The sequence below is a fragment of the Sorangium sp. So ce834 genome, assembly GCF_051521425.1.
Taxonomy (GTDB): Bacteria; Myxococcota_A; Polyangia; order Polyangiales; family Polyangiaceae; genus Sorangium; species Sorangium cellulosum_D.
On the sequence record NZ_CP150351.1, the window covers coordinates 1,734,402 to 1,759,152 of the forward strand.

General features: G+C 72.5%; 20 protein-coding genes and 1 pseudogene. 6 read left to right on the forward strand and 15 right to left on the reverse strand.

Annotated elements, in window-relative coordinates; genetic code table 11:
- Positions 1-228: 228 nt before the first annotated feature.
- From WMF20_RS06325 to WMF20_RS06355, 7 genes are all read right to left on the reverse strand, one after another.
- Positions 229-1,485: a methylated-DNA--[protein]-cysteine S-methyltransferase gene (locus WMF20_RS06325; protein ID WP_437611551.1), complete on the reverse strand. Its 1,257-nt coding sequence runs from the start codon at positions 1,483-1,485 to the stop codon at positions 229-231.
- Positions 1,486-1,526: 41 nt separating this feature from the next.
- Complete coding sequence (locus WMF20_RS06330; RefSeq protein WP_437611553.1) at positions 1,527-2,369, reverse strand: helix-turn-helix domain-containing protein; 843 nt, start codon at positions 2,367-2,369, stop codon at positions 1,527-1,529.
- Between the two features lie 109 nt (positions 2,370-2,478).
- Positions 2,479-3,177: a class I SAM-dependent methyltransferase gene (locus tag WMF20_RS06335; RefSeq protein WP_437611555.1), complete on the reverse strand. Its 699-nt coding sequence runs from the start codon at positions 3,175-3,177 to the stop codon at positions 2,479-2,481.
- Between the two features lie 135 nt (positions 3,178-3,312).
- Positions 3,313-4,155 carry a nucleotide-binding enzyme gene (locus tag WMF20_RS06340; RefSeq protein ID WP_437611557.1) on the reverse strand — a complete coding sequence of 281 codons (843 nt, stop codon included), beginning with the start codon at positions 4,153-4,155 and terminating at the stop codon, positions 3,313-3,315.
- Positions 4,152-4,562: a sigma factor-like helix-turn-helix DNA-binding protein gene (locus tag WMF20_RS06345; protein ID WP_437611559.1), complete on the reverse strand. Its 411-nt coding sequence runs from the start codon at positions 4,560-4,562 to the stop codon at positions 4,152-4,154. The genes WMF20_RS06340 and WMF20_RS06345 overlap by 4 nt, the downstream gene beginning before the upstream one ends.
- Positions 4,534-5,031, reverse strand: a complete 498-nt coding sequence (locus WMF20_RS06350; RefSeq protein ID WP_437611561.1) for an HD domain-containing protein — start codon at positions 5,029-5,031, stop codon at positions 4,534-4,536. Before WMF20_RS06350 ends, WMF20_RS06345 begins: the two co-directional genes overlap by 29 nt.
- 163 nt (positions 5,032-5,194) lie before the next feature.
- Positions 5,195-5,602 carry a RidA family protein gene (locus WMF20_RS06355; protein WP_437611563.1) on the reverse strand — a complete coding sequence of 136 codons (408 nt, stop codon included), beginning with the start codon at positions 5,600-5,602 and terminating at the stop codon, positions 5,195-5,197.
- Between the two features lie 166 nt (positions 5,603-5,768).
- Here WMF20_RS06355 and WMF20_RS06360 point away from each other — a divergent pair, with 166 nt between their 5' ends.
- On the forward strand, positions 5,769-6,680 hold the full coding sequence (locus tag WMF20_RS06360; protein ID WP_437611565.1) for a LysR family transcriptional regulator: 912 nt from the start codon (positions 5,769-5,771) through the stop codon (positions 6,678-6,680).
- 37 nt (positions 6,681-6,717) lie between these two features.
- On the opposite strand, the gene WMF20_RS06365 is transcribed toward WMF20_RS06360, so the two are convergent.
- The 4 genes from WMF20_RS06365 to WMF20_RS06380 all read right to left on the reverse strand — a co-directional run bounded on the left by WMF20_RS06365 (position 6,718) and on the right by WMF20_RS06380 (position 13,011).
- Positions 6,718-7,881 (reverse strand): pyridoxal phosphate-dependent aminotransferase, encoded by a 1,164-nt coding sequence (locus tag WMF20_RS06365; protein WP_129573502.1) that lies wholly within the window; start codon positions 7,879-7,881, stop codon positions 6,718-6,720.
- Positions 7,882-8,037: 156 nt separating this feature from the next.
- Positions 8,038-10,092 (reverse strand): sodium-translocating pyrophosphatase, encoded by a 2,055-nt coding sequence (locus tag WMF20_RS06370; protein ID WP_437611567.1) that lies wholly within the window; start codon positions 10,090-10,092, stop codon positions 8,038-8,040.
- Positions 10,093-10,385: 293 nt separating this feature from the next.
- Positions 10,386-11,810, reverse strand: coding sequence for a DUF5050 domain-containing protein (locus WMF20_RS06375; protein WP_437611569.1), 1,425 nt, complete (start codon positions 11,808-11,810; stop codon positions 10,386-10,388).
- Positions 11,811-12,330: 520 nt separating this feature from the next.
- Positions 12,331-13,011, reverse strand: coding sequence for a hypothetical protein (locus tag WMF20_RS06380; protein WP_437611571.1), 681 nt, complete (start codon positions 13,009-13,011; stop codon positions 12,331-12,333).
- Between the two features lie 571 nt (positions 13,012-13,582).
- On the opposite strand from WMF20_RS06380, the gene WMF20_RS06385 reads away from it, so the two are divergent.
- On the forward strand, positions 13,583-15,268 hold the full coding sequence (locus WMF20_RS06385) for a glycoside hydrolase family 30 protein (protein WP_437611573.1): 1,686 nt from the start codon (positions 13,583-13,585) through the stop codon (positions 15,266-15,268).
- 7 nt (positions 15,269-15,275) lie between these two features.
- Here the strand turns inward: WMF20_RS06385 and WMF20_RS06390 are convergent.
- Positions 15,276-16,022, reverse strand: a pseudogene (locus tag WMF20_RS06390) (helix-turn-helix domain-containing protein); the annotation flags it as partial.
- 90 nt (positions 16,023-16,112) lie between these two features.
- Between WMF20_RS06390 and WMF20_RS06395 the strand changes: the two are divergent.
- Together WMF20_RS06395 and WMF20_RS06400 are read left to right on the forward strand one after the other, a co-directional pair.
- Positions 16,113-16,871, forward strand: coding sequence for an MBL fold metallo-hydrolase (locus WMF20_RS06395; protein WP_437611575.1), 759 nt, complete (start codon positions 16,113-16,115; stop codon positions 16,869-16,871).
- Positions 16,872-17,111: 240 nt separating this feature from the next.
- Complete coding sequence (locus tag WMF20_RS06400; RefSeq protein ID WP_437611578.1) at positions 17,112-18,029, forward strand: hypothetical protein; 918 nt, start codon at positions 17,112-17,114, stop codon at positions 18,027-18,029.
- A gap of 64 nt (positions 18,030-18,093) precedes the next feature.
- Here WMF20_RS06400 and WMF20_RS06405 read toward each other — a convergent pair whose 3' ends face one another.
- Positions 18,094-20,619 carry a catalase gene (locus tag WMF20_RS06405; RefSeq protein WP_437611580.1) on the reverse strand — a complete coding sequence of 842 codons (2,526 nt, stop codon included), beginning with the start codon at positions 20,617-20,619 and terminating at the stop codon, positions 18,094-18,096.
- A gap of 388 nt (positions 20,620-21,007) precedes the next feature.
- Between WMF20_RS06405 and WMF20_RS06410 the strand changes: the two genes are divergently transcribed.
- The gene (locus WMF20_RS06410; RefSeq protein ID WP_437611582.1) at positions 21,008-22,387 is read left to right on the forward strand and encodes a cytochrome P450; all 1,380 of its coding nucleotides are present in this window, start codon (positions 21,008-21,010) and stop codon (positions 22,385-22,387) included.
- A gap of 89 nt (positions 22,388-22,476) precedes the next feature.
- Here WMF20_RS06410 and WMF20_RS06415 read toward each other — a convergent pair whose 3' ends face one another.
- Positions 22,477-23,043: a hypothetical protein gene (locus WMF20_RS06415; RefSeq protein WP_437611584.1), complete on the reverse strand. Its 567-nt coding sequence runs from the start codon at positions 23,041-23,043 to the stop codon at positions 22,477-22,479.
- Positions 23,044-23,464: 421 nt separating this feature from the next.
- Complete coding sequence (locus WMF20_RS06420) at positions 23,465-24,085, reverse strand: winged helix-turn-helix transcriptional regulator (RefSeq protein ID WP_437611586.1); 621 nt, start codon at positions 24,083-24,085, stop codon at positions 23,465-23,467.
- Between the two features lie 87 nt (positions 24,086-24,172).
- Here WMF20_RS06420 and WMF20_RS06425 point away from each other — a divergent pair, with 87 nt between their 5' ends.
- Complete coding sequence (locus tag WMF20_RS06425) at positions 24,173-24,742, forward strand: dihydrofolate reductase family protein (RefSeq protein WP_437611588.1); 570 nt, start codon at positions 24,173-24,175, stop codon at positions 24,740-24,742.
- Positions 24,743-24,751 lie beyond the last annotated feature (9 nt).

The window sequence follows — 24,751 nt, forward strand, 5'->3', positions numbered from 1 at the left end:
TGCGGCGCTCCACGCGGCGCTCTCGCTCTGTGGCCGGCGAGAACTTAACTCCGCGCATCGACGCCGGCCAGCCGTTGCGCGTGCTCCGGAGGTCCTGCGCGCGGCCGCGCGCCGTGCGGCACAGCCCGCTGTGGCGTTTCTGCAGCCGCCGTCGTCAGAGCGTGCCTGACAGGCGGCCCCTGCGAAGAGCGCGCGTCCAGGCCAGGGCCGGCCGACAGCCGCGCCGGCTTATGCGCGGTCCCGGGGAGCCCCGGCCGCCGCGGGAGCGCGAGGTCCGTCTCCCCGCGCCAGATCCACCGCGCGCCACAGGTACCAGCTCGCCACCGTGCGGTACGGCCTCCAGCGCGCCCCGCGCCGCTCGAGGTCCTTGCGCCCCGGCAGCTCGCGCTGCTTGAACGCGATCGCGAAACCTTTGCGGATGCCGTAGTCGTCCACGGGCAGCACGTCGGGGCGGCCGAGCCGGAACATGAGGAGCATCTCCGCCGTCCAGCGGCCGATGCCGCGCACCTGCGTGAGGCGCTCGACGATCGCCTCGTCCTCCATGCCGTGGACCTCGGCGAGCGTGGGGAGCTCGCCGTCCTGCGTCCTCCGCGCGAGGTCGCGCAGCGAGAGCAGCTTCGCGCGCGAGAGGCCGGCGGCGCGGAGCTCCTCGTCCGAGGCGCGCAGGAGCTGCTCGGGCGTGAAGCCCTCGTGCGCCCGGGGGAAGAGCGCGCGCACGCGCGCGAAGATGGTCGCCGCGGCCTTGCCGGTGAGCTGCTGGTAGACGATCGACTCCGCGAGCGCGAGGAAGAGGCTCGACGTCCGGTCGAGCCGCATGCCGAACGGCCCGACCCGATCGATGAGCCGCCCGAGGGCCGCGTCGGACGCGCGCAGGCGCTCGACGGCGGCGGCCGGATCGAAGCCGAACGCGCCGCCGCCGTCGGCCCGAGGCGCGCCGGCCGCCCCGCCGTCGGCGCGAGGCGCGCCGGCCGGCCGGGCGCGCTCGATCTCGAGGAGGCGGAGCTTTGTCGTGACGCCGCCGTCGGCGGAGAAGCCGCCGACCTTGCCGCCGGCCGCGAGCACGCGGTGGCACGGCACGAGGATCGCGAACGGGTTGCGCCCGAGCGCCTGCCCCACGGCGCGCGCCGAGCCGATCGACCCGAGCCGCGCCGCGATGTCGCCGTAGGTCAGCGTGGCGCCCGGCGGGATGGTGCGCGCGACCTCGTAGACGCGGCGGTGGAACGGCGGCACGCGCTCCATGTCGAGCGCGACGCCGGACAGATCGCTCGCCTCGCCGCGGAGGAGCGCGGCGATGCCGTCGATGGCGCGCTGCACGTCGGGCGGGGGCGGCGCCTCGAGCGCGCCCGGCATGCGCTGCAGCAGGCGCGCGCGCGTGCCCTCCTCGCGCCCCTCCGGGAGCTGCAATAGGGCGACGCCGCGCGCGCCCCACGCGATGCCGCACCGGCCGATCGCCGTGTCGAAGAGGAGGAATCCGTGTGCCGTCATGGGGGGCGGCGCGGGCCGAGCGCCCGCGTCCGGCGGCCATCCTAGGAGCGCCCGGCGAGCCGGTCTTGGAAGATCTTGCGATCCCCGCGCGCCGCCCGGCGGAAGCCGCGGGGGGAGACGCCGGCGGAGCGGTGGAAGGTGCGGACGAAGTTGGAGAGGTCGCCGAACCCCACGTCGAGCGCGATGTCGGTGATCGACCGGGCGCTGTCGGCCAGGAGGCGCGCCGCGCGGCGCAGGCGGGCGCGGACCAGGTACTGGTGCGGGGTCACGCCGACCACCCGCGCGAACAGCCGCAGGAAGTGGAACGGGCTGAGCCCGACCTCGCGCGCGGCGCCCTCGAGATCGACCGGCTCGTGCGCGTGCTCGTCGAGCCAGATCGCCGCCTCCACGGCGCGGCGGCGGTCGCGCGCGAGGGCCTCGGGCGGCCGCTGCTCCCGCCCGGAGGCGACCTCGACGAAGCGGGCGGCGAAGAGCATTCCCGCCTCGTCGACGCCGATGTCGCTCCTGCCGTCGGCGGCCGCCTGGGCGAGCTCGCCGAGCACCATCAGCTCGGGCAGCGGCGGCACGCCGCCGGTCCGAAAGGCGTCGGTCGGGGCGCCGAGCGCCTCGAGCAGCGGCGGCGCGAGGTGGATGGACAGGCACTCGTCGCCGCGGACGTGCTCGTGCGTGCACATGTACTCGTCGCCGGGGTGGCCGACGAGGAGCGACCCGGCGACGAGCTCGAACGACTCCCCGCGGACGCGGTAACCGAAGCTGCCCTTGCGCACGTAGGAGACCGAGAAGCCGCGGTGCTGCTCGACGAACGGCGCGTCGGCGGGGCCGGCGCTGCACCGGTAGTCGAGCACCGAGATGGCCCCGCGCTCCAGCACCGTCGTGACCAGCATGCCCCGCCGACTGTACCCGCCGCGGAGAGGCGGAGCAACGCGCGCCCCGGGCCGCCTCGCGCGGCCGCGGCGGCGCTCGTCGATCCCGTCGAGCGCGACCCTGCGCCGCTCAGGCCTCCGGCGCGTCGCTGGGCTTGCGGCCCCGGACCGTCGCGATCGGCAGGATCGCGGTGCCGATCCGGTCCACCTCGGCCACGTCGCAGAACCCGGCGCCGGTGAGCACCGCGGGGAGCCGGTCCGCGAGGTTGTCGTCGAAGCGGCTCGCGAGGGCGTCGTCGTGGCGGTGCGCGAGCCGGTCGAACCAGCGGAGCGCCCGCACGGCCGCCCGGCCCGGCGCGTTGCGCGGCGACCCGAAGTCGGCGAGGAGCAGCGCGCCGCCCGGGCGGAGCACGCGGAGGATCTCCTCCGCCGTCCGCCGTTTGTCGTCGGCGGCGAGGTGGTGGAACATGAGGCTCGACACCACGCGATCGAAGGTCCCGTCCGGGTATGGCAGCGCCCACGCCATGGCCCGCTCGAAGCGCACGCCCGCGCCGGCGCGCGCGGCCTTCTCGCGGGCGAGGGCGAGGACCTCGGCGTCGCCGTCGATCGCGTGCACCTCCACCCCGGGGTGGCGCTGCTGCGCGAGCACCGCGAGCGTGCCGGTGCCGCAGCCCACGTCGAGCACCCGCTGGCCGGGGGCGAGCTCCAGGTGCGCGACGAGCTGGCTCCGGAAGGCCTCCTCGCGGAATAGCAGCCGGATCGCCGGGTCGTAGAAGCGAGTCAGGGTGGCGGGGCCGAGGGCGTGGACGTATCGAGCGTTCGTCTGCATGGCGTCTCCTCCTTGGGGTCTCGCCGGTGGACGACGCACCGGCCGCGAGCCGATTACACCTGCCTCGCCCCGAAATGCGCCGGCCAGCGGGCCGCGCGTGCGCCCGCGCCGGCCCACGAAGCCCGGCCGCGATCGTCAGGCCGTCCCCTCGAAGCCGGGCAGCGGATCGTACTCCTGATAAGGGTCGTCCTCCTCGCCGGGCTCGGCGCAGACCGGCGCGTCGTCGGCTCCGGTGCCGCCGGTGTCGCTGAGCAACCCGTCGAACGGCCCCGGGAGCGGCTCGTCCTCGTCCGCCTCGAGCAGCGCGTCCATCCCCTCCACCTCGCCGGTCGCGAGGTAGCGCTCCCACGCCCCGGGGTGGTCCCGGGCGCACAGCGCCGAGAGCGCGGCGACGCCGAGGCGCACGATCGGCTTCCCGTCGGTGCTGCTGCGGGGCCGCGCCCTCAGCTCGCGCGGGGCGTACACCGTGAGCTCGAGGGGCGCCACGTCCGCCACGTGATAGTGCACGTACTCCCGGAGCTCTCCGCCCTTCTGGATCGTCACGCGCTCGCGATCGAAGGTCCAGCCGAGCGCCCGCACGTGGCGCTCCAGCGCCTCTTCGTCGGCGGGGAACACGTGCAGATCGACGTCGCTGCCGCGGCGGATATGGCCGGTGGAGACCGAGCCGATCAGCCGGGGCGAGAACGGCGCGAGCGCGCGCATGGCCTCCAGCGCCACGACGCGCAGCGCGAACAGCCGGCGCGTGCGCTGGCTCCCCTCGGCGCGCTCGGCGAAGAGGAGCAGCGCCTCGCGGATCTCCCCGTTCGAGGGCAGGTCCGCGGGCCGGTACCGCGCCCGCCGCCCCTCGACCGGGCCGAGGATCCGCTTCGCGGCCATCCGCTTGGCGGTGAAGTACTGGTCCACGCCTTCCTCGTACATGAGGCGCGCGGCCTCGGCGGCGATGCGTGCCCGCAGCCCGCCGGATCGCTCGGCGCTCATCGGCTCACCCGCGCCGCGCGCGCTGCCGCCGCGCCGCGCGCTGCCGCCGCCGCGGCGAGCGCCGGCGCCAGGGCCTGCCGCAGCCGGAGCATCGCGCCGCCGACCTGCCGGCCGCCCCGCGGCGCCCCGAACAGGCGCTTCTGCACGACCTGCTGCGCCACCCCGAGGCGGCGCGCGATCTCGCCCTGCGACAGCCCGTCGAAGAAATAGGCCTCGACGACCTCGCGCTGCTTCGCCGTCAGCGCGGTCTCGACCGCATCCCGCACCGCGGCGCAGAGCCGGTCTCGCCCCGGCGGCCCGGCCTCGTCGCCCCAGAGCCGGCGATCGTCGCCCCAGCGATCCACGTCGCCGCAGAGGACCTCCCGGCGCGCCTTGCGCTCACGCGAGCGGCTCCTTTCGCAGATCATGGGCGGGGGCGGGCTCGCCGCCGATCGAGAGCAGGGAGAGGTCCGCGCCGTCGAGCAGGAGCTCCACGGCGGCCTCGGGGCTCAGCACGGTCGCGGCCGGCGAGCGGCCGCCGAGGTCCCACCGGCGGAGCCGCGCGAGGTCGGCGAGCGCCCTCGTGCGCCGGAGGCGCCGCTTCGTCGGGCCGGGCGCGCGCAGCAGGTGCAGGTGGTGCCGCACGAGCCAGACCACCCGCGGGCAGACGAGCTCCGCGAGCACGTCGGCCCCGTCCTCGGCGTGATCGGCGGAGGCGAACGCCTTGCCGACGTCGTGGAGCAGGGCCGCGGCCCAGAGCGCGCGATCCGCGGTCTCGCGCCGGGCCAGGTCGAAGACCTGCAGGGAGTGGAAGAGCGCGTCTCCCTCGGGGTGCCAGCGGGGATCCTGCGGCACGCGGTCGAGGGCGAGGAGGAGATCGAGGAGGTCCTGGTGCATCGAGGGGAGGGCGGTTGGGCCGCCCGCGGGGCGCGGGCGAGCGGTGCCCTTCACCCTGGGGCGCGGCCACACCCACCGGGAGGGCGCGCTGGCCGGGGCAGGGGAAGAATAGCGCGCCGCGGGTCCGCCGGACTCCCGTCCGGGTCGCCGCGCCGGCCTGCGCTCAGTCGAGGACCGCGGTGACCTCGACTTCGACCAGGTGATCGGGGTCGGAGAGCGCGCTGATGCCCAGCAGCGTGCCCGGCGGGACCGGGACGACTCCCAGCTTCGCGGCCGCCCGAGCGATCCCCTCGAGCAGCAAGGGCATCTTGTCGGGAGTCCAGCCGACGGCGTAGATGGTCAGCTTCGCCACGTCGTTGAAGGTGCCGCCGACCGCCGCCAGGGCGGTGGCGACGTTGAGATAACACTGCTCGACCTGAGCGGCGAAGTCGCCCACACCGACCGTGCGCCCTTCGGCATCCCAGGCGACCTGGCCCGCGATGAACACCAGTCTCGACCCGGTGGCGATCGACACCTGTCGGTACGCCTCGATCTTCGGCAACCCGCTGGGGTTCACCAGGGTGATGGCCATGCTGCCTCCTCATCGTACGAGCCCGTGGGCTCGCGCTCTCCAAACCATCCGACCGTCGAGCAGGGCGGCATGCCCCGCCGCGCACAGGCTAAATGCGCCCGCCCCGCCGCGACCGGTAGGCCCGCCGCGCGAAACGGACCGATGAGCGCTGCTATACAATCGAGCCATGAACCGCGCGGCGGACCGCTTCGAGGGGCTGACCGTCTTCCTCTCCGTGGCGAGGCACCGGAGCTTCCGCGCCGCCGCCGCGGAGCTCGGCGTGACCACGGGCGCCGTGAGCCAGGCGATCCGCGCGCTCGAGCGCCGCGTCGGCCTGCCGCTCTTCTCGCGCACGACGCGCCACGTGGGGCTCACCGAGGCCGGCGAGCGGCTCCACGAGCGCCTCGCGCCCGCGGCCGGTGAGATCGGCGCCGCGCTCGAGGCGCTCGACGAGCTCCGGGGCCGGCCTGCGGGGCTGCTCCGCCTCACGGTCCCTCGGACGGCCGTGCCCTTCGTGGTCGAGCCGGTGCTCCCGCGCTTCCGCCGCGCTTACCCCGACGTGGCCGTCGAGATCTCGGTGAACGACGCCTTCGTCGATCTCGCCGAGGCCGGCTTCGACGCCGGCGTGCGGCTCGGCGACGGCCTCGCCCAGGACATGACCGCCGTGCGCCTCACGCGCGATCTCCGCTGGCTCGTGGTCGGCGCTCCGGCGTACTTCGCGGTCCACGGCCGCCCCGAGGAGCCCGAGGATCTGCTCGCGCACACGTGCATCCGGTACCGATTCCAGAGCTCCGCGCTCTATCGCTGGGAGTTCGTGCGCGACGACCGCGAGGTCGCCGTGCACGCTCCCGGCGCGCTCACGGTCAACGACGCCTGTCTGGCGGTGTCCCTCGCGCGCGAGGGGCTCGGGCTCGCGTACGTGTTCGATCTCGCCGTCGCGGAGGACCTGGCGAGCGGGGCGCTCGCGACGGCGCTCGAGCGCCGCGCGCCGACGGGGCCCGGGTTCTACCTCTACTTTCCCGCCCGCGCGCAGGCGCAGGCGAAGCTGCGAGCGTTCATCGATACGGCGCTCGCCGTGCTCATGCCGGAGGGCGGCTGACGCGGTCGGGAGGGAGGCCGCCGACGTGGCGCGTCGGTCACCGCGCGCGCTGCCAGGCGACGATCCGCGTCACCGCCTCGTCGACCTGCTCGACCGGGGCCGCGAAGGACAGCCGGACGTACCGCGCGCCGTCGATCCCGTCGAAGTCCGTGCCCGGCGTGAGCGCCACGCCCGTGTCGGCGAGCAGCCGCTCGCACCACGCGACCGAGTCGTCCGTGCCGACGTCGGCATACAGATAGAAAGCGCCGTCGGGCGGGGCGACCTTCCAGCCGAGCTCGGGCAGCCGCCGCAGCAGCAGGTCGCGCGCGGCCGCGTAGCCCTCCACCAGCCGGTCCGCCTCGGCGTACGCCTCCGGGGTCAGGGCCGCGAGCGCCGCGTGCTGCGCCAGGGCGGGCGGGCACAGCGCGAGGTTCCCCGCCAGCGCGTCGACCGGCGCGACGAGCTTCGGCGGGAGCACGAGCCACCCCAGGCGCCACCCCGTCATGGCCCAGTACTTCGAGAAGCTCGAGACGACGACGGCGCCCGCGTCGCCGTAGCGCGCCGCCGTCGCCTGGCGCCCGGCCCACGCGCCGTACGTGAGGCCGTGATAGATCTCGTCGCTCACCAGCCGGACGTCGTGCTCCGCGCACCAGCGCGCGATCGCGTCGAGCTCCGCGGCGTCGACCATCGTGCCCGTCGGGTTCGCGGGGCTCGCCAGGATCAGGCCGTCGAGCCTTCCGCCGTCGTGCGCGGCCGTGAGCTGCGCCGTGGTCGGCTGGAAGCGGCTCTCCGGGCCGCACGGCAGCTCGACCGCCTCCACCCCGAGGGAGCGGAGGATGTTCCGGTACGCCGGGTAGCCCGGGCGAGCGAGCGCCACGCGGTCGCCCGGCTCGAACGCCGCGAGGAACGCGAGCAGGAACCCGCCCGACGACCCGGTGGTGAGGGCGACGCGCGACGGGTCGAGGTCGACGCCGTACCAGCGGCCGTAGTGCTCCGCGAGCGCGAGGCGCAGCGCCGGGATGCCGAGCGCCTCGGTGTACCCGAGGTCGCCGGCCGCGAGGAGCGCGGCCGCCCGCGCGCGCACGGCGGCGGGCGCCCCTGAGCCCGGCTGGCCTGCGCACAGGCTGATGACCGGCTCGCCCGCCGCGCGCCGCGCGTTGGCGGCGGCGAGCACCTCCATGACCGCGAACGGCGGCACCTGCGAGCGGCGGCTGATCCTCATGAACCCTGTCGAGTCGGGATGATGACGTTTACGCCATCATCCCGGACGGCTCAACGGCCATTTGCAGCGCTGAAGTGATGTCGTCGGCCGAGGAGATTCGGCCCGTGAGGCGGGGCGAGAACAGCGCAGAGCGGGTCGTGGCGACGACGCGTCCGCTCAGGCGATGAGCGGGGCGATGAGGAGCGAGACGACGCCCATCACCTTGATGAGGATCGAGATGCCAGGGCCGGACGTGTCCTTGAAGGGATCGCCGACGGTGTCGCCGACGACGGCGGCCTTGTGGGCGTCGGAGCCCTTCGCGTGGCCGTCGAGGCCGCCCTTCTCGATGTGCTTCTTGGCGTTGTCCCAGGCGCCGCCGCCGTTCGCCATCATCAGCGAGAGCACCGCGCCGACGACGAGCGCGCCGGCCAGCGTGCCCGCGAGCACCTCGGGGCCGGCCACGAAGCCGACGACGACCGGCGCGAGCACCGCGATGGCGCCCGGCGCGATCATCTCGCGGATGGCGGCCGACGTGGCGATGTCGACGATGACCTTGGGCTGCGGGTCGACGCCCGGCTTGCCCTCGAGCAGGCCGGGGATCTCGCGGAACTGACGGCGGATCTCCTCGACGATCGAGCCGGCCGCGCGGCCGACGGCGGTCATCGTCAGCGCGCCGACGAGGCAGGGGAGGAGGGCGCCGAAGAGGAGCCCCATGAGGACCTTCGCGTCGGTCAGATAGAGCACGAGCTCCGGGAGCCCCTTCGCGCGACGGACCGCGTCGACCTCCATGTTGAAGGCGGCGAACAGCGCGACCACGGTGAGCACCGCCGAGCCGATCGCGAAGCCCTTGCCGACGGCCGCGGTGGTGTTGCCGACCGCGTCGAGCTCGTCGGTGATCGCGCGGACCTCCTTGCCGAGGCCGGCCATCTCGGAGATGCCGCCGCCGTTGTCGGCGATCGGGCCGTACGCGTCGACGGTCATGACGATCGCGGTGCCCGCGAGCATGCCGACCGCGGCGAGCGCGATGCCGTAGAGGCCGAGGTAGTGGTTCGAGATCCAGCCCACGGCGACGAGGGTCGCGAGCGGGATCGCGACGCTCTCGAGGCCGACCGCGATGCCGCGGATGACGTTGGTGCCGGGGCCGGTGAGCGAGCTCTGGGCCACCTTGTGGATGGGGCCCATCGACGTGTAGTAGTCGGTCACGAGGCCGACGATGGCGCCGCCCGCCGCGCCGGCCGCGAGGGTGATGACGGCGCCGAAGCTGAAGCCGAGCTCCGGGAGGATGGCGGCCGCCGCGAGCACGACGAGGAACGGCGGGACGATGAGCGCGAGGCGCAGCACCCGGGCCGGGGGCAGGTTCTTGAGCGCGCGCGTGATGAAGATCCCGACGACCGAGACCGCGAGGCCGATCGTCGCGAGGAGCAGCGGCAGCGACACGGCCATGGCGCGGAGCTCCAGCTCGCTCGCCGACGGCGCGAGCTGCTGCAGCTTGGCGATCGGCATCGTGAGGCCGAGCGCGATCGCGGCGACGACCGCGGCCACGTAGCTCTCGTAGATGTCGGCGCCCATGCCCGCGATGTCGCCGACGTTGTCGCCGACGTTGTCGGCGATGACGCCCGGGTTGCGCGGGTCGTCCTCGGGGATGTTCGCCTCGACCTTGCCGACGATGTCGGCGCCGACGTCGGCGGCCTTCGTGTAGATGCCGCCGCCGATGCGGGCGAAGAGCGCGATCGAGCTCGCCCCGACCGCGAACGAGTGGACGATCGTCGCGAGGTGCTCGTGGTTGCGGAACAGGGCGTAGATGCCGCCCAGCCCGATGAGGCCGAGCCCCGCGACGCAGAGGCCCATGACGGCGCCGCCGTCGAGCGCGGTGACGAGCGCGGTGGGCTTGCCGTGGGCGCGGGCGGCCTCGGCCGTGCGGACGTTGGCGTACGTCGCGGCCTTCATGCCGAAGAAGCCGGCGATGAGCGACAGGAACGCGCCGGAAGCGAAGGCGCCCGCGGCGAGGAGCCCGAGCGTCGCGGCCAGGAGCGCGAAGACGACGGCGGCGTAGACGGCGAGCACCTTGTACTCGCGCGCGAGGAAGGCCATCGCCCCCTCGCGGACGTAGCGCGCGATGCGCGCCATCGTCTCGTTGCCTTCGGGGGCCTTCTTGACACGCACGTAGAAGCTGCGTGCGACCATGAGCGCGACGGCGCCCGTTACGAGCGACTGATACGACAATGCATCCACGGGTGATGGTCCTCTCGATCGCTCCCGGCCGGAGCGAGCGCCGGCTCCCTCTTCCGTCCATGACGGCGGATCAAGTGGGAAATGGCGGTGCCGCGGTTCCCCGGGCCGCTCTGGGCGAAATCGGGGACGGCGTCAGCGGAACGTGGCGTCCGCGACGTCGTCCTGCTGGGTCCCGCGCCAGCCGGCGGTAACCGTAATGTTGGAATATTACAATCAGGGGCGATGCGCGAGGCGCGCGCGTCGGGGGCGCCCCTGCTGGCGCGCGCTCGCGGTCGCCGTCCGGACGGGGGCGCTCAAGGGGTGTGATAGGACACGACTTGACCCTGATAGCGGTAATCGCCGGCGTTGGACCAGAACACGCCCTGGCCTTCCGGGGCGAGGACGCGCCAGGCGACGGGCTGTCCGAGCGCGAGCACGACGGTCCTGTCGCTCTCGAGGTCGTGCGCGTTGACGCTGCGGTTCCCGCCCGTGTCCGTCGAGAACAGCGTCGAGCCCCGGAGGGCCAGCCCCGCCATCGAGACCCCCTGATGGACCAGGGTCTTCTGCCCTCCGGCGATCGGCGCCTTGAACACGCCGCCGTCGCCGACGTTGGCCCAGTAGACGAACTCCGCGTCCACCGCGATCCCGGCCGGCTCGGCCTCGTTCTCGGCGATGACGGTCACCTCCCCGCCCGACTTCGCCACCTTGTAGACCTTGTTGGTCGCCGCGCCGCCGGTCCAGTAGATGTTCTCCGCGTCCTGCGCGAGGTGCTCGGGATTTCCGGCGCCTTCCGCGAGGACGACGGGCTCGCCGCCGTCGAGCGGCATCGTGTAGATCTTCTCGCCGAAGCCGTCGCCGAAGTAGAGGGCGGACGCGTCGCCGATGACGCTCACGACATAGCCGACCTCGACCAGCGTCTCCACCTCCTGGCTCGCCTTGTCGACGCGCCGGATCGCCGAGGGGATCACCGGATCATCGTCGCCGCCGCTCGCCCAGTACACGTGGGAGTCGTTGACCCACAGCGACTTGGGATCGGGATCGGCGGGGATCATCGCCTCCGCCGCGGCGGTGCCCGGCTTCACGCGGTAGATGAAGCCGTCGTTGTTGTCCCCGGTGGCGACGTCCTCGGTGCCGCCGCTCGCGAAGTAGAGGAAGGACCCGTCGGCGGCCAGCGCGCTCGGGTAGCGGTGCTGGCTCGCCATCGCGGTCGGCAGGGGCATCCCGGGGTAAACGCTGGAGAGGCGATCGGTCTCCGTGACGACGCTCTCCTTGGAGACGTCGTGACGCGCGAGCGGCGCGAAATCGTTCGAGCCCTCCTGCGCGGTGAAGCCATAGGCGCCGAGGACCGTGTTCTCGCCCAGCGCCGCCTTGAGCGCGATGGTGATCGGCAGCGTGAGCGTGATCGGCTTGTCGAACGTCTGGCCCTCCGGGCCGAGGACGTACATGGGCCCCACCGCGCCCTCGGGGGCGTCCTCGACGCGCTCGACGGTGATCACCGTCTCCTCGCTCACCGCGCCCGATGGCACCTCGATCGTGAAGCCGTCCTCCGCGGTGAAGGTCCCGCCCTGCGCGTCGACAGAGAACTGGCCGGACCCCGGCTGCGCGCCGGTCCCCGACGTGTCGCCGCCGCCGGTCTCGCTCCCGTCGGCACCCCGATCGTCCTTGTCCGTCCCACCGCACGACGCGCTGCTCAGCGCGGCAGCCGCGCACGCCAACACCACCAAGAAGGTCCTTGTCATCGCTTCGCTCCTCCGCGGGCGGCCGTCGCCGCCATGTCATGGAAGGCCATGGTGCTGCTGAGCTCGCCATGGGCGCGGCTGCGGCATCACCATTGATCCGAGCAACAGCGTAGCGCCCCATGCGCGGCTGGCGAGCTGAGCCGGAGCACTGGACAACGTACGGTGTTTACCTGTCAGGGTTTTTCCATGCACGCAGTCGCTGCAGTCCTTGCCTGTCAGGGTCAACCCCATACGTGCCGTTGTGACGGTCTTTGCCCGTCAGGGGCGTCCCGGGTGTGCAGCCGCGCCGCGAGCCGCCGGCCGCTCCTGGGTCGTCGGGGCGGGGCGACGGCGGCGCGCCGGCGCGCGGATCAGGCTCGATGACGGTTTGTATCGCGCTGATGGGCGAGGAGCGCGCCGGCAGCGTCGACGCCCGGGGCGCAGCAGCCCGGCGTGCGCCGAGCGGCGGGCCGTCGCAGCGGTGATCGGGCGCGCGTGGTCGTTCAATGCTGGCGAGCGCCTGGGCCGCCGCGCCGCAGGGCTACAGGCCAGTGTGAGTCCCCGTGATCCAGACGGTCGCGTGGGAGCCGTCGGACTGCGTGGCCCAGGTGCGGACGCGGTACTTGCTCGTGGCGACCTGCTGCGCAGTCCCGTAGTTCTCGTGGTGATAGGTGAACGTCGGCGTCGAGCAGTGCCCGCGGCCGGCCAGCGGGTTGTCCCAGATCCACGCGCCCGCCTGCTCCTTGTACGTGAGCTGCACGAACTGGCTCGTGGCCCAGTCCCAGCGCTGCACGCGCGTCGCCATCTTGGTGTTCGCGCAGTCGCTCATCGCCTGCGCCGCGTCGCTCCACGAGGTGGAAGAGGAGCCCCAGAAGGTAGGAGCCACGTCGAAGCGGTACGTCTCCGGGGTCTGGTGCTGGTAATAGTTGGGCACGGGGAAATCCACGATCGTCGTCGCTCGATCCAGCCCGCTGGCTGGACAGATGCTGTCGATCCACTGGTAGGCGCGGACGTAATGCTCGCTCGCTCCGATCGCGGTGAGCTGCGCGCTGGTGAAGTTCGGGTCGGTCCCCATCGCGCAGGGGTCAGGGTTTCCTCCGAGCGCCTCGGCGCTCTCCGCCGTGTCTTCCTCGTCGAAGCTGCCGTCATCCGCCGCCAGGCAGCCCGTGACGCTCGAGAAGGCGATGAGACCGAGACCGACATGATACGCAGTAATCTTCATGGTGCGACTCCCCTTGGTATGCACGACTGTCAGACCGCGCCCGACCGAGGAGCAGGGAGCATGCCTACGACGATCCGCCTGATCGCTCCTGTGCGTTCGACGCTCTCGCAGCGCAAATTCGCGACGCGGGCCGTGGGCTGAGCGCCGCTCGCCCGGCGATGGAGGCGACAGCCTCCTCCATCGGCGGGGCGATGGAGGCTCGCGCCTCCACCTCGGCGAGGCCCCTGATCCCGTGGGCGTGGACGAGCGCGGGCGCAGCCCGCCGGGCCCGCGGACCGGCGGGCCGATCGCGAGGAGGCGGAGGCGCTGACCGGAGCGGCGCGCTGGCAACGCTGCCACGCGGCGTACATGCTCGCCGACGCGCACGATGCGGTAAAGGTCGGTTGCAATCTTGCGCCCCGAGCGCCATTCCCTCTCTGCCGGAGGCGCTTTTCGGGTGCAAGGCGCTGCCCGTTCGACGAGACTCCGCTCGTGAGAACGTCCTGAGGCCGTGGGGATCCCGCGCGCCTCCCCGGAGTGGCATCGCGCCGTCACGAGCAAGACAGCGCTCATCGCAACCGCACGCACCTCCATGAAACATCGAGCTCTCGTCGCGTCGTTCGCCGCGCTCGCCGCGGCCGTGTCGTGCTCCCCGAGCGATCCGGGCCCTTCCGTGGACGCCGCGGCCGCGGGGAGCGGCGGCCAGGGGGGAAGCGGAGGCAGCGCGACCGCGGGCCCGGGGGGCGGATCGTCGAGCGGCAGCGGCGGCACGGGGGACGTGGGCGGGAGCGGGGGCTCACCGAGCGAGCCACGCCCCACGGTGACCGCCGCTCCGGGCACGGAGCTCGTCAGGATCGACACGGACGCGCTCCACCAATCGTTCGAGGGCTGGGGGACGAGCTTGTGCTGGTGGGCAAATCACGTGGGCGGGTGGGACGAAGCCAAGCGCAACGCGGTCGTCGAAGCGGTCGTCGATCCGGTGAGCGGTCTCGGCTACAACATCTTCCGCTACAACATCGGTGGAGGGGAGAACCCGTCCCACGAGCACATGAAGGAGCATCGCGAGATGCCGGGGTTCCAAGGCGCCGACGGGACCTTCACGTGGGAGAACGACGAACGCCAGCGCGCCATCCTCCTGCGCATCGCAGAGCGCGGAGCGGACCTGATCTTCGAGGCGTTCTCCAACTCTCCCCCGTACTGGATGACGAGCAGCGGCTGCGCCTCGGGCAGCAGGAGCGGCGGAGACAACCTCAAAGCCGACCACTACGACGACTTCGCCCACTACCTCACCGAGGTCGTGCGTCATTACAGGGACGAGCACGCGATCACCTTTCGCACGCTGGAGCCGCTGAACGAGCCTTACGCCAACTGGTGGAAATCGGATGGCTCCCAGGAAGGTTGCCACTTCGACCGGGCGAGCCAGGAGAAGATCATCCGAGAGGTGGCCGCGCAGCTCGCCAGCAAGGGCCTCGACGAGACGGTGGTCAGCGCGTCGGACGAGAACAGCATGGATGATGCCGTCCGGAACATCGGCGCGTTCGGCGCGGAGACGCTCGCCGCTTTCCAGCAGATCAACGTCCACTCCTACGCGGGCAGCCAGCGCAAGGAGCTCCGGCAGCTGGCGACCCGGCTCGGCAAGCGGCTGTGGCAGTCGGAGTCGGGGCCCCTCGGGCAGAGCCTGAGCGACGACACGGACGCGGCGCTGTTCATGGCGGAGCGCATCATCCGGGATCTGCGCGAGCTGAGGCCGGAGGCCTGGGTGGATTGGCAGTCGGGCGATCCGTCGCGCAGCTGGGCGAGCTTCACGCTGAACGACCGCGAGCAGTCCTACGCGCCCATCAAGCGCTTTTACATGCATGCCGGCTTCAGTCGCTACATCCGGCCCGGCGCGACCTTCGTCGAGGTCGACAGCGAGGACATGGTGGCCGCGGTCAGCGCCGACGGGCGCTCTCTCACGCTCGTCGTCCGCAACGGCGATCGCGACGCGAGCCGCGGCTACACGTTCGATCTCACGCGGCTCCCCACGGTCGGCCTCGCGGCGGAAGCGCACCGCACCTCGCGCACGGAGGACCTCGCGCGGCTGCCCGACATGGCGATCGAAGACTATCGCTTGGTGGCCACGGTCCCGGCCTTTTCCATCACCACCTTCGTCATTTCGTCATCCCGATGCCTTGACGGGGCCTCGTCGCCCCCGGCCGCGCGTCGCCCGGCCGCTCCTGCGCCGCGCGCCGGTAGGCCGCGGGCGTCGCGGCGAAGTGCCCCCGGAACAGGCGCGTGAAGTGGCTCGTGTCGCGGAAGCCCCAGCGCGCGGCGATCTCGAACACCGCGTCGTCCGGGCGGGTCGCGAGCTCGCTCGCCGCCCGCTCGAGGCGGCGCCGCCGGATGTGCGCGGCCAGCGAGCTGCCGAGCTGCTCTGCCATCGCGCCGTCGAGGTAGCGGCGGCTCACCCCCTGCGCCCGCGCGATGTCCGCCGGCGTCAGCGCCGGGTCGCCGAGGCGCAGCTCGATCTCGGCCAGCGCCCGCTCGACCCGGGTCCGCGAGAGCTCGGGCGCGCGGCCGCACATTCCGATCGCCTCGAGCACCACGCCGACGGCCGCTGCGCAGTCGCGCTCCGACAGCGACGAGCCCTCGCGCAGGATCTGGCGCAAGAGCCCCGCCACGACCCGCTCGCCTGCGTGCGCTTCGCCGCGCCCGACGGCCGTCCGGAGGTCGACCCCGGGGTGCCGCTGCTGCACCACCGAGAGCGGCAGCCGCAGCAGCAGCCGCCGCCCCCGGCTCATCGAGAGCTCGAAGGGGGCGTCCGACTGGACCCAAGCGAACATCCCCTCGCGCAGGATTGTCCGGCGGCCCGCCTGCGCGATGACCCCCTCGCCCTCGGCCACGGCGACGATCTTGAGCAGGCCCGTGGCCCGCGTGGGCTCGCAGCGGACCTCGAACGGCTCGGCGCCGAGCCAGAGCAGCTCGCCCGGGCCGGTCCGCACCGCGCGCTCGAGCATCGCGTCCGGAGGCGTCGCCAGGTCGGTCAGTTCCATCGTGGACCACCCGCCGCGTCGAATCCGGCCAGGCGCCGCCCGCCACGGCGCCGCACGCTGGGGCCAGACGTTCGGCCCCGGAGGAACATCATGTCTGCCGTCCAGATCATTCGCGTGCCCATTTTACCCTTTCGCATGCTGAGCGCGCACCTGCTCGTCGGCGCTGCGGGCTGCGTGCTGGTCGATGCGGGCGTGCCGGGAGCGGCGCCCAAGGTGGGCGAGGCGCTGGCCCGCGCGGGCCGCGGCTGGTCCGACCTGAAGTTGATCGTGGTCACGCACGCCCACGTCGACCACGCCGGGAGCGCCGCCGCGCTGCGCGAGCGGTCCGGAGCGCTCGTCGTCGCCCACGAGGCGGAGGTCGAGCACCTCAACGGGCGTGCCCCGATGACCTTCTGCCCGACCGGTTGGTTCGGTCGCGTGTTCGTCCGGACCCCTCTCGTGCACGAGCGCTACGCCCCCGTCGCGCCCGACCTCGTGCTGTCCGGCAACGAGACGCTCGACCTGGCTCCTTACGGGGTCGCGGGTCGCGTGCGCCACACGCCCGGGCACACCCGGGGCTCGCTCTCGGTCGTCCTCGAGTCGCGCGAGGCGCTGGTCGGGGATCTGGTCGCCTCGGGGCTGATGCTGGGCGGGCTGGCGCGGCTGGGCCATGCGATCCGGCCCCCCTTCGAGCTGGATCCGCGCGCCGTCGGCGTGGAGCTGGAGCGGTTGGTCGATGAGGGGGTGCAGACCTTCCACCTGGGTCACGGAGGGCCGCTCGGCGCCGGCGAGGTGCGGCGGCACGCCCGCGTGCTGGCCGGCTCCGTCGCGGGCGTGCCCCACCTGCAGCGGATGCTCCAGCCGCGGTGAGCGCGGTCCCACGGCGCGGTGGGCCCCACGCCCGCGGCCGCGGCGCGCGGCGCGGCCGACGCCGGCACGAGCAGGGGCATGTCGTGCAGCACAGCTGATTGCGATGTTGGGCCGTCGTGCCGTGGCGTGGGGCGTGGCCGCCGCGCCGTCCGCCATGGCGCCGCCACCCCTGATCTGGCCCTCTCCTCGGGTTTTCCCGTCATTTCGTGTCGGCATGTCGCGTGCTCGAGGCCGACCGTCATGCCGACGCTCGAGCACAACGCCCTCGTCGAGATGTTCCGTGACCAGCCGGCGCTCGCGCCCCGCTTGCTCGCGACGCTCTTCCACGTCGAGGTGCCGGTGCACGCCTCCGCCGCGGTGGTCGAGTCGTCGCTCGACCAGCTCATGCCCGTGGAGTTTCGCGCTGACCTGGTGCTCGAGCTTCGAGACGCGAGCGGCGTGCTCGTGCTGGCGATCGTCATCGAGGTCCAGCGCGACGTCGATCCAAACAAGAAGTTCTCGTGGCCGACGTATGTCACGGTCGTGCGCGCCAAGAAGCGCTGTCGCACGGTCGTGCTCGTGGTCGCGCCGGACGCCGGCGTCGCTGCCTGGGCGGCGGAGAACATCGACCTCGGCCTCGGCCTCGGCCACGTCGAGCCGCTGGTGCTCGGCCCGGCCGTCGTCCCCGAGATCACCGATCCAGCCGACGCGGAGGCGGAGGCGGAGCTCGCCGTGCTCTCGGCGGTGGCGCACGGCAACGGGCCGAGCGGGCTCGCCGTGGTCCAGGCGGCGCTCGTTGCCCTCGGTCGGCTCGACCAGGAGCACGCGATGGTCTATTTTCAGCTCATCTGGAACGGGTTGCGTGAGCCGATGCGGCAGGCTCTGGAGGCATTGGTCATGGAACGGCAGATCGAAGGCGAGGCGACGTTTCCCCCGTTCGTGCAGAAGCTCATCGATCGCGGCAAGCTCGAGGGCATCCGTGAGGGCAAGCTCGAGGGCATCCGTGAGGGCGAGCTCAAGGGCAAGAGGGACACGCTGTTGCGGCTGCTCGCGCGTGCAGGGATGGTTCTCACCGAGAACGAGAGCGCGCGTGTCCAGGCATGCACGGACATCGCTACCCTCGACCGCTGGATCGATAACGTCCTTGGGGCGAAGACCGCCGCTGAAGTGCTCTCCTGATCGTTTCGTCCTTGCGCGAGGTCAGGTGGCGCCGAGGAGGTTCTTGGCGCGGGGCGAGCCGGGGTCAGACCGCCGGCGGCTCGGTCTGGCGTTGCCACGCGCGGTGCGTGGCGATCGCCTTGATGAACGCCGGGGCCGCCTCGGCCACCGCGTCGTCGGGCAGGACGAGCAGGCCCGGGTCGGCGCCCGCGGCCGCAGCGGCCTTGATGCCCGCGGCCGCGGCGAGCGACGCGGCCGACGCCGGGACGAGCAGCGGCTTGCAGTGGCGGTACTGGAGCTGGACGAACTCGACCGCGAGCCCGTCGCGCGAGAGCGCGTCCGCGCCCGCGCCGGGCGGCAGCGCCGCCGCGTCGAAGAGGACGCTCGGGGCGGCCTCGATCGTGACCTCGACCGGCAGCTCGTCGCCCTCGGCGGCGCGCACCACGCCGAGGCGCTGCCCGACGTAGCGGGGCACCGCGCCCTCCAGCAGCAGCGCGTCGTAGAGGGCGCCCGACGCCGCGGAGCTCACGCCGTCGGCGACGAGGATCGCGACGCGGCGGCCGAGGATGCGGCCGTCGCCGGGCCGGGCGAACAGCGACAGGGCCGGCGACACCGCGACCTCGGGGGCCTTGACGGGCGGCGACGCCATCGAGAGCGGCTCGGGGAGCGGCATGCCGAGGTCGGCCGCGACGCGCGCGGCCAGCGCCTCGTCGACGTTCCGCAGCATCCGGACCATGCGCTCGCGGATGGCCTGCGTCTGCACGCGCGTCAGCTCGAAGCGGAAGGCGCGCGCGATGTGCTCGCGCTCGACGGGCGTCTGGCTCGCCCAGAACAGGCGCGCCTGCGTGTAGTGGTCTGCGAACTTCTCGGGGTTCGCGCGCAGCTTGTTCGGCTCGGTCGCGGCCTGCTGCGCCAGCAGCCGCTCGGCGACCGAGGCGAAGCCGCGCGCGCCGGCCTGGAACGGGCAGCCGCCGGCGAGCGAGTTGGGCTCGTAGCTCACCCGGCCGCGGTTGATCGCCTGGCGGTGGAACCCGTCGCGCTGGTTGTTGTGCACCTCGGCGATCGGCGCGTTGATCGGGATCTCGTGGAAGTTCGGCCCGCCGAGGCGCGAGAGCTGCGTGTCGAGGTACGAGAAGTTGCGGCCCTGCAGCAGCGGGTCGTTCGTGAAGTCGATGCCGGGGACGATGTGCTGCGTGCAGAACGCGACCTGCTCGGTCTCGGCGAAGAAGTTGTCGGGGTTGCGGTTCAAGACGAGCCGGCCGACGGTGCGCAGGGGCGCGAGCTCCTCCGGCACGATCTTTGTCGCGTCGAGCACGTCGAAGCTCCACTTCTCGGCCTCGGTCTCGGTGAACGTCTGGATCTGCAGGAGGTACTCGGGGAACGCGCCGCCCTCGATGGCCTCCCAGAGGTCGCGGCGGTGGAAGTCGGGGTCGGCGCCCGCGATCTTCACCGCCTCGTCCCAGTCGAGCGAGTGCGTGCCGAGCACGGGCGTCCAGTGGAACTTCACGAGCGTCGCCTCGCCCGCCGCGTTGACGAGCCGGAAGGTGTGCACGCCGAAGCCCTGCATCGTGCGGTAGCTGCGCGGGATCGCCCGGTCGCTCATCTGCCACAGGACCATGTGAATCGACTCGGGCATGAGCGAGATGAAGTCCCAGAAGGTGTCGTGCGCGCTCGAGGCCTGCGGCATCTGGTGGTGCGGCTCGGGCTTGACGGCGTGCACCACGTCCGGGAACTTCATCGCGTCCTGGATGAAGAAGACGGGGATGTTGTTGCCGACCAGGTCCCAGTTGCCCTCTTCGGTGTAGAACTTCACGGCGAAGCCGCGCACGTCGCGCACCGTGTCGGCGCTGCCGCGCTCGCCGGCCACGGTCGAGAAGCGCACGAAGACGGGCGTCCGCTTGCCGACCTTCGCGAAGGGCGCGGCCTTGGTGAGCGAGGTGATGTCTTCGGTGCACTCGAAGTAGCCGTGCGCGCCCGAGCCGCGCGCGTGCACCACGCGCTCGGGGATGCGCTCGTGGTCGAAGTGCGTGATCTTCTCGCGCAGGATGAAGTCTTCGAGCAGCGTCGGGCCGCGCAGCCCCGCGCGCAGCGAGTGCTGGTTATCCCCGACGGGGACGCCCTGATTCGTCGTCAGCGCCCGGCCGAGCGAGTCGACCCGGTGCTTTTGCAGCGGCCCTTGGTTCGGGTTCGCGCCGGGCGCCGCCTTGGCGCCGTTCTTCTCGGACTCGTTGCTCTCGGTGATCGTGCTCGCGGTCGCGTCGAGGTTCTCGGGCTTCGCTGTGGCACCCTGCGGCGGCTGTGGCACTTTGCCGCGCAGCGCGTACTCGGCTGGCTTGTTCACGTTCTCGGGGATCGCGGCGACGAGCGCCTCGGTGGCGTCGACCTTCGCGTCGAGGCGATCGGCGGCCGCGACGTTGCGCACCCCGGCGTCGTCGCTGCTGGTCCCGCTGCCGAGCGCGGTCGCCGCGCGCTCGAGGAGGCTGCGTTTCGGCCGTGCCGCCCGTGGCTTCGCGGACGGGCCGCCCATCGATTGTTTCGCGCTGCCCGCGCCTTTCTCGGCCGGCGCCGGATCTTTGGATGATGACTTCGCAGGATCTTTGCGATCGGTCATGAGATGGCCTCCTGGGGGGACCGGGGCTTCAGCAAAGAGCGCACCAACGGTCGAGAGGCGTGCGGGCGACCGAGGCGCGGCGGGGCCCGTTGCGGCGCTCCGGCTGGCTCGCTGCGGACTCGCCCACGTTCCGTCTTCCGTCTTCCGTCTCCCGTCTTCCGTGCTCGTCACTTCGTGCGCGTGCGCGCGAACTCCGGGGAATCGCGCACGAGCACGAGGGACGAGGGACGAGAGACGAGCACGAGAGACATCCACATCAACTCCGAGCGAAAACTATGCTGGCTCTCTTCCTCGGTCTGCTCCCCTCGCTCCCCGCGCGCGCTCCGCCCCGCGATCCCGGCGCCCAGTCCGCGCCAGCGCGATGGTACAAGACGAGCTCACACCCGCCATGAGCACCGCCCGCCTCCTCTCCTCCACCGCCCTCCCGCTCCAGCGGGGCCAGAACCCCCTCGCCCGCCGCGTCGAGACCCGGCATGGCTTCCCCGTCCTCCCCGGCGGCTTCCCGGTCGTGGGCCACATGCCGGCGATCGCCGTCGACGAGCTCGGCCTGCTCCGCGAGGGCCAGCGCCGCTTCGGCTCCCTCTTCTTCTGGACCCACGGCTTCCAGGCCTGGCAGCTCGTCTACGCCTCGAACGAGGCCTTCTCGCTCTTCAAGAGCAAGACCGTCGACTCCTCGTACCTGACCGAAGGCGGGGTCGGCCACCTCTTCGGCCAGACGCTGATGGCCCACGACGGCGCCTCCCACCGCCACATCCGCACCGCCATGAACGGGCCCTTCTCGCCGAAGGGGCTCGACGCCGCGGAGGTCGGCGCGATCGTCGCGACCAGCGTCGAGCGCAAGGTCCGCTCCTGGCTCGGCCGGCGCGACGTCCTGGTGCTGCGCGAGACCCGCGAGCTGGCCCTGGAGGTGATGTTCAAGATCACCGGCGTCGAGGACGACGAGCTCCCCGAGTGGCGCCGCCACTACGAGGATCTGATGCTCCTCATCCTCAACCTGCCCTTCGACGTGCCGGGCTCGCCGAGGCGCCGCGGCCTCCGCGCCCGCGGCTGGCTCGACGCGCGCATCCGCCGGATCCTCGCCGACGTGCGCGCCCGCGGCGAGGCGAAGGGGCTCCTGCCCGCGCTGCTGGAGGCGCGCGACGAGGACGGCGCGCCGCTCTCGGAGCACGATCTCGTGGGCAACCTCCGCCTGCTCCTCCTCGCCGGCCACGAGACCTCGGCCTCGACCATGGCCTGGTGCGTCGCCCACCTCGCCGAGAGCCCCGCGATCTGGCGCGCGCTCCGCGAGGAGGCGTCGAGCGCGCCGGATCTCCCCCGCTCGCCCGCGGAGCTCCGCCGCTTCCCCTTCGCAGAGGCCGTGTTCCGCGAGGCGCTCCGCCTCCACCCGCCGGTGCCCCACGACGCCCGCCGCGCCGTCGCCGATTTCGAGCTCGAAGGCCGCACCGTCCCCCGGGGGACCAGCGTGGCGATCCCGCTGGTCCTGCTCTCGCGCGATCCCCAGCTCTACCCGGATCCGGACAGCTACCGCCCCGAGCGCTGGCTCGGCCGCAAGGAGGCGATCTCGCCGCTCGAGATCGCCCAGTTCGGCGGCGGCGCGCACTTCTGCCTCGGCTATCACCTCGCCTGGATGGAGATCGTCCAGTTCCTCGTCGCGCTCGGGCGGGCGCTCCCGGCCGCGGGCCCCAGGCTCCAGGGCGGATTCCCGGCCTCGCGCTACCTCCCGGTGCTCCGGCCCGCGGCGGGCACGCGCGTCCGCTTCGACGGCTGAAGCGCCGCCGGGCGCACGCTCACAGGCCGGGAGCTCTCGAGCTCACCCCCTCGTGGGCGAGCGCCGAAGCCAGCCTCTCGCTCGGAGTTTCACTCGCTTTCTACGCAGATGGCATCACCGAGCTCGCGAGAGTCGGTCGCGCGGACGCCGCAACCATAACCTACACCGTCAATGGAGCCCCCTCCACCGATCCTCGCGATCCCCCAGTACCCGACGTGAGTGCATATCTCCTCCGAGTAGGCGGAGACGGTGGCGAAATCCACGTGCTCGAAGCCTTCGAGGCACTGCTCTCCGCCCCTCACCACCGCGAAGGTGGTCCCGCCGATGTCAAAGAGCTCGTAGTTGGGTTTGCAGAGCGTGTATTCCAGCTCGCGGGTATCGTCAGCATGCTGCTGGCAGTTGTTCCACGGGCCATCGATCGAAGAGCCGCCTGCGATACGAAAGACTCCTGAATAGGGGAGCTCATCGCAGCGGGCGACAAACGTCCAGAAGGCGTCGAGTGCGGTCAACGGCGTGTATCCTGCGGGGCAGCCTTCTCCTTCGTAGACTCCGAACTCCACCGCCTGAGCTTCGGCGGGTGCGCTCAGCGAGATGCCTCCGGCGACAAGGCTGCAGATCAGGGCGCGCATGGGCGTCATGTGAGAGATGTGTTTCATTCGTTTTGCCAATGTGTTGGTATGGTAGTTTATGGTTTCAGGCCAAGCGCGTGTTCGGGCGCAGGGATTCATGGGTGCACCTTCGTCACGCCGCAAGAGGATGGCGGCAGGGGCCGCCGGAGCAGGAGGCCCGGAGGCGGGCGAACGAAGCCCGCCCCGCAACCGCTCAAGGCTCACGTCCAGAGTATGCGGTGCTACGAGGAGCAGTGCCAGGCGGCGATATGGAACGGCGGCGTTCGAGGAGTGGAACGAGGCGACATCCCGCTGTTCGCGCCGAGCTGCATCTTTATGATAGGCGCGTCGGCTCGGTCGCGCGATGGCCACGGCCTGGCCATCGGCATGAGCCAATAGCGACGAGCCGCTCAGCGTCGGCCGCGCGACGGAGCTCGACGTCAGACCGGCTCTGCCCTCGCCGGGGCGCTCAGGCGGGCGCGGGGCGCGCGAACGCGCCGAGGAAGCGCGTCGCGAGGGCGGTGTCGCCGGCGATCTCGACCCCGCGCGGCTCGTGTCCAGCGAAGACGACGGCGCGGAGCGTGCGCGCGGTCGTGGTGATCGCCGCGTCGGGCGCCTCCGGCTCGCCGCGCGCCACCGACAGGGCGCCGCGCGCGATCTCGACCGAGAACGGCTCGCCGTCGAGGACGACCGCGAGCCTCCCGCGCGAGAGCGCGCCGGGGTCGAACGTGGTGCGGAGCGCGATCATCAGCGCGCTCGGGCTGAGCTCGCCCCGCGGCAGGGGGACGGCCCGACTTCCCCACCGGGCCAGCGACACGAGCACCGGCTCGAGCTCGCGCCCCCGGGGCGTGAGCTCGTAGACCGTCGCCGCGACCGGCGGCGCGAGCGCGCGCCGCTGCACCACGCCGGCGTCCTCGAGCTCCCGCAGCCGCTGCGACAGCACGTTGGGGCTGGCGGAAGGGAGCCCGGCGCGCAGATCGGTGAAGCGCCGCGGGCCGAGGAGGAGCTCGCGCACGACGAGGAGCGCCCACCGCTCTCCCACGCGGTCGAGAGCGCGCGCGATCCCGCACGGATCCAGGTAGCTACGCATGGGGTCCACGATGGAGTTTGACTTCAGGACCGTCCAGTCCTAATTTAGGACTACGATATTCCAACGAGGTCGCGCCAGGAGATTGCGATGAGAAGGCTGACGGTGTTCGAGAACGTCTCGCTGGACGGCTACTTCGTCGATGCGCGAGGCGACATGAGCTGGGCCCACGCGTCTGCCGCGGGGGATCCCGAGTGGGCGCGCTTCACCTCCGAGAACGCGAAGGGCGGCCGGGGCACGCTGCTCTTCGGCCGCAAGACCTACGAGCTCATGGCGGGCTTCTGGACCACCGAGACCGCGCGCCAGCAGATGCCCGAGGTCGTCGACGGCATGGCACGGCTGGAGAAGGTCGTCGTCTCGCGCACGCTCGAGCAGGTCGGCTGGACGAACGCCTCCCTGCTCCGCGGCGATCTGGTGGAGCGGGTCACCGCGATGAAGCAGGGCAGCGGCGAGCCGATCCTGGTGATGGGGAGCGGCACGATCGTGGCGCAGCTCGCGCGGGCCGGGCTCATCGACGGCTACACGTTCGTCATCGTGCCGATCCTGCTCGGCGGCGGCCGCACCCTCTTCGAAGGCCTCGACCGCGCCATCGCGCTCCGCCGCGTCTCGGAGCGCACCTTCGCGAACGGCAACATCGTCGCGACCTACGAGCCGAGGTGACGCGCGCGC

Excerpts from the sequence above, each read along its gene's own strand:
- WMF20_RS06355 (WP_437611563.1), bottom strand. The coding sequence starts at position 5,602 with ATGGCCATCACCCTGGTGAACCCCAGCGGGTTGCCGAAGATCGAGGCG.
- WMF20_RS06420 (WP_437611586.1), bottom strand. The coding sequence starts at position 24,085 with ATGCGTAGCTACCTGGATCCGTGCGGGATCGCGCGCGCTCTCGACCGC.
- WMF20_RS06330 (WP_437611553.1), bottom strand. The coding sequence starts at position 2,369 with ATGCTGGTCACGACGGTGCTGGAGCGCGGGGCCATCTCGGTGCTCGAC.
- WMF20_RS06365 (WP_129573502.1), bottom strand. The coding sequence starts at position 7,881 with ATGAGGATCAGCCGCCGCTCGCAGGTGCCGCCGTTCGCGGTCATGGAG.
- WMF20_RS06345 (WP_437611559.1), bottom strand. The coding sequence starts at position 4,562 with ATGATCTGCGAAAGGAGCCGCTCGCGTGAGCGCAAGGCGCGCCGGGAG.
- WMF20_RS06325 (WP_437611551.1), bottom strand. The coding sequence starts at position 1,485 with ATGACGGCACACGGATTCCTCCTCTTCGACACGGCGATCGGCCGGTGC.
- WMF20_RS06380 (WP_437611571.1), bottom strand. The coding sequence starts at position 13,011 with ATGAAGATTACTGCGTATCATGTCGGTCTCGGTCTCATCGCCTTCTCG.
- WMF20_RS06395 (WP_437611575.1), top strand. The coding sequence starts at position 16,113 with ATGTCTGCCGTCCAGATCATTCGCGTGCCCATTTTACCCTTTCGCATG.
- WMF20_RS06360 (WP_437611565.1), top strand. The coding sequence starts at position 5,769 with ATGAACCGCGCGGCGGACCGCTTCGAGGGGCTGACCGTCTTCCTCTCC.
- WMF20_RS06340 (WP_437611557.1), bottom strand. The coding sequence starts at position 4,155 with ATGAGCGCCGAGCGATCCGGCGGGCTGCGGGCACGCATCGCCGCCGAG.
- WMF20_RS06335 (WP_437611555.1), bottom strand. The coding sequence starts at position 3,177 with ATGCAGACGAACGCTCGATACGTCCACGCCCTCGGCCCCGCCACCCTG.
- WMF20_RS06425 (WP_437611588.1), top strand. The coding sequence starts at position 24,173 with ATGAGAAGGCTGACGGTGTTCGAGAACGTCTCGCTGGACGGCTACTTC.
- WMF20_RS06375 (WP_437611569.1), bottom strand. The coding sequence starts at position 11,810 with ATGACAAGGACCTTCTTGGTGGTGTTGGCGTGCGCGGCTGCCGCGCTG.
- WMF20_RS06400 (WP_437611578.1), top strand. The coding sequence starts at position 17,112 with ATGCCGACGCTCGAGCACAACGCCCTCGTCGAGATGTTCCGTGACCAG.
- WMF20_RS06415 (WP_437611584.1), bottom strand. The coding sequence starts at position 23,043 with ATGAAACACATCTCTCACATGACGCCCATGCGCGCCCTGATCTGCAGC.
- WMF20_RS06350 (WP_437611561.1), bottom strand. The coding sequence starts at position 5,031 with ATGCACCAGGACCTCCTCGATCTCCTCCTCGCCCTCGACCGCGTGCCG.
- WMF20_RS06385 (WP_437611573.1), top strand. The coding sequence starts at position 13,583 with ATGAAACATCGAGCTCTCGTCGCGTCGTTCGCCGCGCTCGCCGCGGCC.
- WMF20_RS06405 (WP_437611580.1), bottom strand. The coding sequence starts at position 20,619 with ATGACCGATCGCAAAGATCCTGCGAAGTCATCATCCAAAGATCCGGCG.
- WMF20_RS06410 (WP_437611582.1), top strand. The coding sequence starts at position 21,008 with ATGAGCACCGCCCGCCTCCTCTCCTCCACCGCCCTCCCGCTCCAGCGG.